Origin of the sequence: Streptomyces sp. NBC_01775 (genome assembly GCF_035917675.1) — a bacterium.
GTDB lineage: Bacteria > Actinomycetota > Actinomycetes > Streptomycetales > Streptomycetaceae > Streptomyces.
The window spans coordinates 1,254,552-1,265,671 of record NZ_CP109104.1 but is presented as its reverse complement, the minus strand read 5'-3'; the positions used below and the strand labels follow the sequence as shown (position 1 = coordinate 1,265,671).

General features: G+C 72.5%; 9 protein-coding genes. 6 read left to right on the top strand and 3 right to left on the bottom strand.

Going from position 1 to position 11,120, the window contains the following annotated elements:
* Positions 1-37: 37 nt before the first annotated feature.
* A complete protein-coding gene (locus OHB04_RS06025; RefSeq protein WP_326806969.1) occupies positions 38-973 on the top strand; it encodes an alpha/beta hydrolase in 936 nt (311 codons plus the stop codon).
* A 27-nt stretch (positions 974-1,000) separates the two neighbouring features.
* Here the strand turns inward: OHB04_RS06025 and OHB04_RS06020 are convergent, their stop codons facing one another.
* Both OHB04_RS06020 and OHB04_RS06015 read right to left on the bottom strand, forming a co-directional pair.
* Positions 1,001-3,232 (bottom strand): putative bifunctional diguanylate cyclase/phosphodiesterase, encoded by a 2,232-nt coding sequence (locus OHB04_RS06020; RefSeq protein WP_405806529.1) that lies wholly within the window; start codon positions 3,230-3,232, stop codon positions 1,001-1,003.
* Complete coding sequence (locus OHB04_RS06015; protein WP_326686641.1) at positions 3,142-3,963, bottom strand: SAM-dependent methyltransferase; 822 nt, start codon at positions 3,961-3,963, stop codon at positions 3,142-3,144. The genes OHB04_RS06020 and OHB04_RS06015 overlap by 91 nt, the downstream gene beginning before the upstream one ends.
* Positions 3,964-4,243: 280 nt before the next feature.
* Between OHB04_RS06015 and OHB04_RS06010 the strand changes: the two genes are divergently transcribed.
* From OHB04_RS06010 to OHB04_RS05990, 5 genes are all read left to right on the top strand, one after another.
* Positions 4,244-5,839, top strand: a complete 1,596-nt coding sequence (locus OHB04_RS06010; RefSeq protein ID WP_326686640.1) for an ABC transporter substrate-binding protein — start codon at positions 4,244-4,246, stop codon at positions 5,837-5,839.
* Positions 5,836-6,834, top strand: a complete 999-nt coding sequence (locus OHB04_RS06005; RefSeq protein ID WP_326686639.1) for an ABC transporter permease — start codon at positions 5,836-5,838, stop codon at positions 6,832-6,834. The genes OHB04_RS06010 and OHB04_RS06005 overlap by 4 nt, the downstream gene beginning before the upstream one ends.
* A gap of 86 nt (positions 6,835-6,920) precedes the next feature.
* A complete protein-coding gene (locus OHB04_RS06000) occupies positions 6,921-7,733 on the top strand; it encodes an ABC transporter permease (protein WP_326692605.1) in 813 nt (270 codons plus the stop codon).
* Between the two features lie 122 nt (positions 7,734-7,855).
* A complete protein-coding gene (locus OHB04_RS05995) occupies positions 7,856-8,887 on the top strand; it encodes an ABC transporter ATP-binding protein (protein ID WP_405807601.1) in 1,032 nt (343 codons plus the stop codon).
* Entirely contained in the window at positions 8,884-9,672 is a 789-nt protein-coding gene (locus OHB04_RS05990) for an ABC transporter ATP-binding protein (protein WP_326806967.1), read from the top strand. Before OHB04_RS05995 ends, OHB04_RS05990 begins: the two co-directional genes overlap by 4 nt.
* On the opposite strand, the gene OHB04_RS05985 is transcribed toward OHB04_RS05990, so the two are convergent.
* Complete coding sequence (locus OHB04_RS05985) at positions 9,629-10,984, bottom strand: transglycosylase family protein (RefSeq protein ID WP_326806966.1); 1,356 nt, start codon at positions 10,982-10,984, stop codon at positions 9,629-9,631. The genes OHB04_RS05990 and OHB04_RS05985 overlap by 44 nt on opposite strands.
* Positions 10,985-11,120: the final 136 nt, after the last annotated feature.

Sequence of the window (11,120 nt, the reverse complement as noted above, 5' to 3'; positions counted from 1 at the left end):
GCACAGAGCACAGCGAGGGACGGCGAAGGGGCTGGACGTGGCAGGACGGCGCGACGATTTCACGACGGTTGCGGACGGGACGCCGGTGGCGACGTACACCTGGCTGCCCGAGAGCGAGGTGCGGGCGCTGGTCCAGATCGCGCACGGCGCCGCCGAACACGCCCAGCGCTACGACCGGTTCGCGCGCTTCTTGACCGGGCACGGCCTCGCCGTCGTCGCCTCGGACCACCGGGGCCACGGCGCGACGGCCCAGCACACCGGGGGCTACGGCGCGGTCGGCGCCGAGGGCTGGCGCAGCACGGTCGCCGATCTCAAGCAGATCGGCGACCGTGTGCGCGCCGAGGTCCCCGACGGCGCCCCGTTCTTCTTCCTCGGGCACAGCATGGGCTCCCAACTGGCCCGGGACTACGCCCAGGAGCACGGGTCGGGGCTGAGCGGGCTGGTGCTCTCGGGGACCTTCCGCTCGCTGCCGGGCAGTGAGGCGGAAAGCGACATCCGGCGGCTGGAGGAGGAGATCGTGAAGGGCGGGCGCGACGCGGTCTCCGGCTTCGTTCCCGAGCTGTTCGGCTCCTTCAACGACGCCTTCCCGCACCGCACCGGCTTCGAGTGGCTCTCGCGCGACGAGGCGGAGGTCGATCGCTACGCTCAGGACGAGCGGTGCGGCTTCGCGTTCAGCGCGGGGCTCTCGCTCGACTGGGTGCTCGGCTCCCGCAAGATCAACGATCCGGCCCAGCTCGCCAGGATTCCCCGTGAGCTGCCCGTGCACGTCGCCGTGGGCGAGCTCGACCCGTGCAACCAGGGCATGACGCTCGTCTACGAACTCCTGGAGGACTACCGCTACTTGGGCCTGCGCGACCTGAGCTGGCGCGGCTACCCGCAGGCGCGGCACGAGATCCTCAACGAGACCAACCGGGACGAGGTCCAGGCCGATCTGCTGGAGTGGTTCGAGGCTCACCTGGTGGCCGGCCGGTAGGCGCCCGGTGGCCGGGCCCCTGCCCGGTCACCCCGTGATGGCCCAGTCCTTCGCGAACTCGGCGGCCGAGGACGGCCGCGCGTAGTACCAGCCCTGCGCCGTGTCGCACCCCAGGTCGCGCAGCTGGGCGGCCTGGTGCTCCGTCTCCACGCCCTCCACGGTCACCGCCAGGCCCAGCGCGTGCGCCAGCGAGACGATGCCCTCGACGAAGGTGACATCGACCGGGTCGGAGGGGTGGCGCTGGAGTCCCTGGGTGAAGGAGCGGTCGAGCTTGAGGGTGGTGGCGGGCAGCTTGCGCAGGTTGGCGAGGTTGGAGTAGCCCGTGCCGAAGTCGTCCAGCGCGATGTCCACCCCCAGCTCCGCCAGCTGCCACAGCGGCTTCAGCTCGGCCTCGTCCGCGCCGATCAGCGCGCTCTCGGTGACCTCCAGGCACAGTGAGGACGGGGACACCCCCGCGGCCTCCAGAACGGCGATGGTGTCGGGCACCAGGTCCGGGTGGTGCAGCTGGCGCGGCGAGAGGTTGACGTTCACGCGCAGCGGCTTCCCGCCCGCCCAGGTGCTGGTCTGGGCCACGGCCTGCTCCAGCACCCAGCGCCCCAACGGCACGATGAGCCCGGTGTGTTCGGCCAGCGGTATGAAGCGGTCGGGGCCCAGCCTGCCGTGCACCGGATGCTTCCAGCGCACCAGCGCCTCGGCGCCGTCGACCTTGCCGTCGCTCATCCGGATGAGCGGCTGGTACTCCAGGAAGAACTCGTCCCGCTCCAGCGCGGCGGGCAGGTGGTTGGTGAGGCTGTGCCGGTCTATGGCGCGCGCGTCCGAGTCGGGGTCGGCCAGCTCGTAGCGGTTGCCGCCGGCGTCCTTGGCGCGGTACATCGTGATGTCCGCGCTGCGCAGCACCTCGGCGGGCTCCAGCTCGCCCGAGCGGCCCTCGACGATGCCGATGCTGGCGCGTACGGACAGCTCGCGCCCGTCCACGGAGATGGGGGTGGCCAGCGCGGCCAGCGCGGCGCGCGCCAGGCCGGTGACCTCCTCGCGGTTGGCAGGGTCGGAGATCAGGATGACGAACTCGTCCCCGCCGATCCGGGCCACCAGATGCGCGGGCGCGGTGGTGCAGGACTGGATGCGCTCGGCGACGGAGATCAGCAGCTGGTCGCCGACGGCGTGCCCCAGGCTGTCGTTGACGGTCTTGAAGCCGTCGATGTCGAGGTAGCACAGCCCGAACCGGCTCACCCCGCTGCTCGGCGCCAGGATCCGGTCGAGGCGCTCGGCGAACAGCGTGCGGTTGGGCAGCCCGGTCAGCTCGTCGTGGGTGGCCTCGTAGCGCAGCCGCAGGTGGAGCAGGCGGCGCTCGGTGATGTCCTCCATGAGCGCGAGCTGGTAGCGCGGCTCCCCCTCGGCGTCCCGCAGCAGGGAGACCGTGAGGTTGGTCCACAGCACCGTGCCGTCGGGGCGCTGGTAGGGCTTCTCGACGCGGAAGTGGTCGCGCTCGCCGCGGGCCAGCTCGCGGTGGAGCCGCCACACCTCGGGGGCGTCGTCGGGATGCACCCAGTCGTTGATGTTGCGGCGGCGCATCTCCTCCTCCGAGTGCCCGAACATCCGGGCGAGGGCGCCGTTGGCGTCGCGCAGCCGGCCGCTCATGTCGGCGATGCCGATGCCGATGGTGGCGTCCTTGAAGACGGTGCGGAAGCGGGTCTCCGAGGCGTGCAGTGCCTCTCCGACGGCCGACTGGGCGGCGAGCGCGGCGCGGGAGAGCGCCTCTTGCTCGGCGAGGGTGCGCTCGCGCACGGCGCGGGTGAAGCCGGCGGCCATGGCGTGCTGGAGCCTGGCGCAGCGCGACCTGGCGTCGTCCACGTCGAGCAGGCCGGGGGCGCTGCCGTAGAGCACGAGGTAGGACTCGACGACGCCGAGGATGTGCGGGAGCGCGTCGGGGCTGGTGCAGTGCGCGGCGACCAGCGCTTCGCCGACCTCGCGGCCCGGTGCCGGGGTGAACGGGTGGGCGTGCAGCGCGTCGCCCAGGCGACGGGCCAGCGGGTGGAGGAAGTCCTCCAGCTCCGCGCGGGTCAGGGAGGTCTGCGTGGCCGGGTAGATCGCGCGGCTCCAGATCCTCGCGAAGCGGCGCAGTCCGTCCTCGCTGCCGTCATCGAGCCCCTCGCGCTCGTCCTCGGAGGTCACCCGGCCAGTCCTGCCTTGCGGCCCACTCCGGCGAAGCCGGCGAGGACGGTGGCGTCCTCCTGTTCGGCGGGATTGTCGGGGCGCCATCTGGGGATCGGGACGAGGCCCGGGTCGATCATCTCGAAGTCCTCGAAGAAGCGGGCGATTTCGTCTTTGGAGCGCGGTATCAGCGGCGAGCTCGCGGACTCGTAGACCTTGCGCAGCGCGCTGGTGCCGTCGCGCCGGGGGCCGCAGTCGCCGGAGCCGTGCGAGATCATCAGGAGGCTGCCGGGGGCCAGCGCGCGGGCCAACTCGGCGATGGTCTTCGCGGGTTCGTCGCGGTCCTCGACGAAGTGCAGGAGGGCGACCAGCATCAGCGCGACCGGTCTGTCCATGTCCAAGATCGCCTCGACCTCGGGACTCTCCAGGATGTCCTGCGGCGAGCGGAAGTCGGCGGAGACGATGCCGACCCGCGCGTCGCCCTCCACCACCGCGCGGCTGTGCGCCACGGCCACCGGGTCGTTGTCGACGTAGACGACGCGGGCGTCCCGGTCGAGGGCGTGGGCGACCTCGTGGACGTTGCCGAAGGTGGGGATGCCCGAGCCGATGTCGAGGAACTGGGTGACGCCCTCGGCCACCGCGAAGCGGATCGCACGGCGCATGAAGGCCCGGTTCGTCTGCATGACCCTGGGCAGTCCCGGCCACGCCTGGATCGCGCGTCGCGCGGTCTCCCTGTCGACCTCGAAGTTGTGCGAGCCGCCGAGGTAGTAGTCGTACATCCGCGACACGCTCGCCACATTGAGATCGATGCCCTGTGGGGCCCAGGCGGGACGTTCCATCAAGGGGTCTCCAGCTCGCTGAATTCACCGGGGAGTTCCGGTCGAGTGCACGAGGCTACTGACCCGGATGCGGCGGGCGGAAGGAAATGGTGGTTCTGCGACTGGATCTCATCGGATCCTGTCGCCACGTACCGGAGGTATTGGGGCATAGCACTCCGGCGCATGCCCGATCGACCTCCCGGGGCGGCACAAAGGTAGTCGGAGGGTGATCCTCCGGCCCATGATTTAATTGCGAGTCGTTCGCAAGAACTTGTGATCTTGAACAAGGGGTGTGCCACACATGACTGCCCGGACGGTACGGACAGCCGCCGCCACAGCGACCGCAGCCGCGGTCCTCGCGGGCGCCGCTGCCTGCTCGGCGCCCAGCGACAGCGGCGGCGCGGGCGGCGGCACGGACTCCGTCACCGTCGGCGTCGCACAGGAGCCCGAGACCCTCAGCCCGCTGCTCGGATACGGCAAGGAGGGCAATTCGAAGATATTCGACGGCCTCCTGACCCACGACGCGCGGATGCGGCTCAAGCCGGCCCTCGCCGAGGAACTGCCCAAGGTCGGCTCCGACGGAAAGACCTACACCTTCACCCTCCGCGAGGGCGTCGAATTCAGCGACGGCAAGCCCTTCACCGCGAAGGACGTCGTCTACACGTACAAGACGATCCTCGGCAAGAAGACCAACAATGCCTCCAAGGGCGAGCTGGACGCGCTCAAGAACGTCCGCGCCGAGGGGGACCACAAGGTCGTCTTCACGCTGAAGTACCCCTACGCGGCCTTCGCCGAGCGCACCGTTCTGCCCATCGCCTCCCAGGCCGTCGCGAGCCGCACGAACGTCAACACCGGCGCGTACAACACCAAGCCCGTCGGCACGGGGCCCTACATCCTCACCAGCTGGCGCAAGGGCGAGAAGCTCAGCTTCAGGGCCAACCCGCACTACTGGGGCGGCAAGCCGAAGGTCGAGCGGTTCACCGTCGCGGTCATCGAGGACGACGACGTACGCGCCACCCGGCTGCGCTCCGGAGACCTGGACGGCGCCATCCTCCCGCCCAACCTCGCCAGGGCGTACGAGAAGGACGGCGACAAGCGCACCTTCAGCGCCAAGACCGCCGACTACCGCGCCGTGACGCTCCCCACCGACAACCCGGTGACCGGCGACAAGGCGGTGCGCCGCGCCCTCGACCGGGCCGTCGACCGCAAGGCCATCGTGAAGTCCGTCCTCAACGGCGCGGGCAAGCCCGCCTACGGGCCGCTGCCGGTGGACGGGCCGTGGTTCGCCAAGGGCACCGAACGCTCCCACGACCTGGCCGGCGCGAAGAAGATCCTCGACAAGGCGGGCTGGAAGCCGGGCGAGGACGGCGTCCGGGAGAAGGACGGCAAGCGCGCCGCCTTCACCCTCTGGTACTTCTCCGGCGACAAGCTGCGCCAGGACCACGCGCTGGCCTACGCCTCCGACGCCAAGAAGGCCGGCATCGACATCAAGGTCCAGGCCGGCAGCCGAGAGGTCATCCGCCCCAAGCTCAAGCACGACGCGATGCTGATGGGCAACGGCTTCCCCGCCGACCCCGACTTCGACCTCTACCCGACCCTGCACTCCTCGCAGATCGGCGACGGCTGGAACAACATGGGCCACTACCGCGACAAGACCGTCGACGAGCAGTTGGACAAGGGCCGCCGCAGCCGCGACGAGTCCGCCCGCGAGGCCGCCTACGACAAGGCACAGCAGGCCCTCGAGAAGAACCCGGGCTACACCTTCCTCACCCACATCGACCACGTCTATGTGATCAACGACAAGTGGCGGGGCCTGACCACCCAGGTCGAGCCGCACGACCACGGCATCGGCGCCGGACCCTGGTGGAACGTCCAGGACTGGCAGCCCCAGAAGTGACCGGCCGCCGCGCTCTGTGGGCGCCCATCGCGCGCCTCGTCGGGCGGCGGCTGCTGGCCTCCTTGCCGGTGCTGGCGGCGGTGACCTTCGGGGTCTTCGCCGTCGCCGCCGCGTCCCCGTTCGACCCCGTTCAGCAGTACGCGGGCTCGGCCGGGCTCAGCGCCTCCCAGGAGACCCTCGACCAGCTCCGCCGCAACCTCAACGCCGACGGGCCCTTCCCGCAGCGCTGGTGGGACTGGCTCACCGGCGCGCTGTCCGGCGACTTCGGCGACTCCACCGCGCTGCGCCAGCCCGTCACCCAGGTCATCGGGGAGCGGCTGGGCTGGTCGGTGCTGCTGTGCGCCGTCGGCTTCGCCTTCGCACTGCTCGCCGGAACCGTGCTCGGCGTGGCCGCGGCCCGCCGCAGGGGCGGGCCGCTCGACCGGGCCGTCACCTCCGTCTCCTACACCCTGGAGGCCGCGCCGCCCTTCTGGCTCGGGCTGCTGGGCATCTGGCTGTTCGCCGTCCAGCTCGGCGTGTTGCCGGCCGGCGGGCTGACCGACACCGGCAGCGACGCCGTCACCGTCGGCTCGCTGGTCCGCCATCTGGCGCTGCCCGCGCTGGTGCTCGGCATCTCACAGGTGCCGTGGTTCCTGCTGTACGTGCGCCAGGGCGTCGGCGACGCGCTGGAGGAGGACGCGGTGCGCGGCGCGCGGGCCAGGGGGCTGGCCGAGCGCACCGTGCTGCTCGGGCACGCGCTGCGCTCGGGGCTGCTGCCCGTGCTGACGCTCGTCGGGTCACGGGTGCCCGAACTGATCACCGGAGCGCTGCTGGTGGAGACCGTCTTCAGCTGGCCGGGGATCGCCTCGGCCACCGTGGAGGCCGCGACCGCTGCGGACTTCCCGCTGCTGGCAGCGCTGACCACCCTGGCGACGGCCGCCGTGCTCGCCGGGAACCTGCTGTCCGACCTGCTCTACGGGCTGGCCGATCCCCGCGTCGCCTGGGAGGAGATGTGAGCACGGTGCGCGAGCGGCCCGCGCCGCCGAAGCCGCCGAAGCGGCGAGGAGCGCGCGAGCGGCGCGGATCCCGGGACCGGCGTGGGCTGCGGGTGTGGACGTCCGCCGGACTGGCCGTGGCGGTGGTCCTCGCCGTCGTGCTCGTCCCCCTGCTCTTTCCGCTGGACGAGCAGGCCGTCGACATGGCGAACAAGCTCCTGCCGCCCTCCACAGCCCACCCGTTCGGCACCGACGACGTGGGGCGCGATGTGCTGCTGCGCTGCGTCTACGGGTTGCGCGTCTCGCTGCTCGTCGGCGTCGTCGCCGCGCTGGCCTCCACCGTCATCGGAACGGCCGTCGGCGCGGCGGCCGGCGCTGCGGGCGGCAGGACCGACCGGATGGTGATGCGGGTCGTGGACGTCTTCTCCTCGGTGCCGCACCTGCTGCTGGGCATCTTCATCGTCGCGATGTTCCGGCCCGGCGTCTGGCCCGTGGTCGTCTCGGTGGGGCTGACCCACTGGCTGTCCACCGCGCGGATCGTACGGGCCGAGGTGCTCTCGCTGCGCTCGCGGCCGTTCATCGACGCGGCGATATCCGGCGGGGCCTCACGCCTGCGGGTCGCCGTGCGCCATCTGCTGCCCGGGGTGCTGCCCCAGGCGGGGCTCGCGGCCGTCCTGATGGTGCCGCACGCCATCTGGCACGAGTCCGCGCTCTCCTTCCTCGGGCTGGGCCTGCCCACCCACCGGGCGAGCCTGGGCAACATGATCCAGGACGCGCGGGGCACGCTGCTGGCCGGCGACTGGTGGCCCACGCTCTTTCCCGGCCTGTTCATCATCGTTCCCACCCTCGCCCTCGCGGGCCTCGCCGGAGTGTGGCGGGAGCGGATCAACCCGCGCCGCCGATCGGAGCTGATGCTGTGACCCGGTCGACCGGAGCTGACGCTGTGACCCAGGGGACGGTGACCACACACCCGGCGGTGGCCGGTGACGGCCCGGCCGGCGAGATCCTGCTGGCCGTACGGGAGCTGACGGTGCGCTTCCGGATGCGCGGGGGACGCGAGGTCGCCGCCGTCACGGACGCCTCGTTCGACCTGGCGGCGGGGGAGTGCCTCGCGCTGGTCGGCGAGAGCGGCTGCGGCAAGTCCGTGCTCGCCTCCGCACTGCTGGGCCTGCTCCCCGGCAACGCCCGCACGCGGGGACGGGCGCTGCTGCACGGCGGAGAGGGGCGCGGCGGTCACGGGCGCGGCGGCGCGGGGGACGGGAGAGGCGGTCAGGAAAACGGCGCGGCGTCCGGGGGGCTCGACCTGCTGGCGGCCGACGAGGCCACGCTCGCGCGCACCGTGCGCGGCCGGCGCGTCGGACTCGTGCCGCAGAGTCCCGCGGCACATCTGACGCCCGTGCGGAGCGTGCGTGCCCAGCTGACCGAGACCGTGCGCGAGCTGACCGGAGCCCGCGGCCGGGAACTTGTCCGGGCGACGCTCGCCGCGGCGGAGCGGGCGGCCTTCCCCGCCGACCATCTGGACCGCTACCCCCACCAGCTCTCGGGCGGGCTCGCCCAGCGCGCGGCGACCGCACTGGCGCTGGTCGGGGACGCGCCGCTGCTCCTGGCCGACGAGCCCACCACGGGCCTGGACCGCGAACTGGTGGACCGAACGGTCGACGAGCTGCGCGGCCACGCGGACGACGGGCGGGGGCTGCTGATCATCACCCACGACCTGGCGGCGGCCGAGCGCGTCGCCGACCGGGTCGCGGTGATGTACGCCGGGCGGATCGTCGAACTCTCCGACGCGGAAGCCTTCTTCGGGCAGCCCGGTCCCCGGCACCCGTATGCGCGCGGGCTGCTGGAGGCGCTGCCCGAGCGCGCCTTCGTCCCCGTCCCCGGCATGCCGCCCGAGTTGGGCGCTCTCCCGGATGGCTGCGCTTTCGCGCCCCGGTGCGCACGGGCGGGCGCCGAGTGCGACGCCGTGCCCGCGCTGGTGGAGGACGTGGCCTGCCACCATCCGGTCGTGCGCGTGTCCGGCGGGCCGGATGGTGCGGAGGAGGACGAGAAGGCGTGCGAAGGGAGCCGGAGATGAGCAGCACGGGCGCGGCGGCATCCGGTGCGGGGCGTCCCGGGCTGGAGCTGCGCGGGATCACCGCCGGGTACGACAGACGTACGCCCGTGCTGCGCGATGTCTCGCTCAGCGTCCCGGCGGGCGAGGCCGTCGGGCTGCTCGGGCCGAGCGGCTGCGGCAAGTCCACCCTGGCGAGGGTCGCCGCGCTGCTGCACCGCCCCTACGCGGGCACCGTGCACCTGCTCGGCGAGCGGGCCACCGGCTGGCGGCACCGGGCGCCCCGCGCCCAGCGCACCGCCGTCGGCGTCGTCTTCCAGCAGCCCCGCCTGGCCGCCGACCCCAGGCTGACCCTCGCCGCGCTGATCGCCGAGCCGCTGCGTGCCACGGGCCGTCAGACCGAGGCGGCCGAGCGTACCGAGGAGTTGGCCGGGGCCGTCGGCCTCACGGGTGAGCTGCTGACCCGGCGCCCGCACGAGGTGAGCGACGGCCAGCTCCAGCGCGCCTGCGTGGCCCGCGCACTGGTGCTGCGGCCCCGGATACTCGTCTGCGACGAGATGACGGCGATGCTGGACGCCTCCACCACGGCGGCGCTGGTCGCCGTGGTGGAGGACTACCGGCAGCGCACCGGGGCCGCGCTCTTGGCCGTCGGCCACGACCGCACGCTCCTGGAGCGCTGGTGCGACCGCACGGTCGAGCACGAGGCGGTGCGGGGCGGGCAAGGCGGGCAGGACAGAGGCGCTTCCGGCGGAGGCGGCGAAGCCCTCAGATCCGGACGCCACGCCCCCGCAGATACGTCAACGGGTTGATGTCGCTGCCGTATCCGGGGCCCGTGCGGACCTCGAAGTGCAGGTGCGGGCCGGTGGCGTTGCCCGTGGCACCGGAGCGGCCGACGCGCTGGCCCGTGTCCACGGACTGGCCCGCGCGCACGGAGATCGCCGAAAGGTGCCCGTACTGGCTGTACTTGCCGTCGGCGTGGCGCAGCACCACCTGGTATCCGTAGGCGCCGCCCCAGCCGGCGGAGACGACCCTTCCGCCGGCCATCGCCTTGACGGTGGTGCCCGTGCCGACCGGGAAGTCGACGCCTGTGTGGTGCCCGGACGACCAGCTGCCGCCGGACGCACGGTAGCCCGTGCTCGGGCTGACGCCGCTCACGGGGGCGATCGCGCCCTGGCTCGCGTTCTGCGGAGCCTTGGCGGGGGCCTTGTCGGCCTTCCGGGGAGCCTTGTGGGGCTGCGCCTTGGGCTGCCGCTTGTGGGACTCGGCCTTGTCGGACTGCTGCTTGTTCTGCGCCTTGTGCCGCGGCTTCTGCGGGCGGGGCTGCTCCTCGGGGGCCGGCCGCGCGGGCTTCTCGGCCTCCGCCTTCTGCGGTGCGCCCGTCATCCGCAGCTGCTGTCCGGGCAGGATCAGATCGGGGTCCTCGCCGATTTCCGAGCGGTTCCTGTCGTAGAGGGAGTGCCAGCCGCCGTCCACGCTGTGCGAGTCGGCGATACTCGAAAGAGTGTCGCCGCCGATCACCTCGTAGGTCGTCTGCTTCTTCCCGCGCTCGGCCTTCGCGCGGGCGGCGCGCTCCGAGCGGGCCTTCTCCGCTTTCGCCTTCTCGGCCTTGGCCCGCGCCGCCGCCTTCTCCGCCCTTGCCTTCTCGGCAGGTGAGGGACCGGATGCCTTGGCGGACTGCGACCCGGGCGCGCTCTTGTGCTCCTCGGACGCCTGGCCTGCCGGAGCCCTGCCCGGCTCCGCGTCACCACGGGAGAGCCCCGCACGCGGCCCGCAGTTGGGCCACGCCCCCGGGCCCTGGCCCTTCAGCACCTTCTCCGCCACGGCGATCTGCTCGCTCTTGGAGGCGAGGTCGGCGCGGGAGGCGTAGGCCCTGCCGCCGTACGCCTGCCAGGTGCTCTGGGTGAACTGGAGCCCGCCGAAGAATCCGTTGCCCGTGTTGATGTCCCACTTGCCGCCGCTCTCACAGGACGCGACCTTCTCCCAGGCATCCTGCGCAGCCGCGTGCGCGACCTGGGCCGCGGCGAAGGGGATCGCGATCCCGGCGCCGCCGGCCGTCACCTGGAGGGTGACGCGCTGGACGGAGCTGGGCTTGTAGCGACGGTGGCGTCCACGAGCGGACATGGCCGGTCCCTCCGTAGGTTGGCGGCCCACGGTCAAGCGTGGGCGAGCGGGCCCACGATAGAGGCGCTCGTTTCGGCCTCACAAGGGGGTAACGAGGGGCTCAACCCGCGTATGACACAGGCGAGTTCGGCACCTG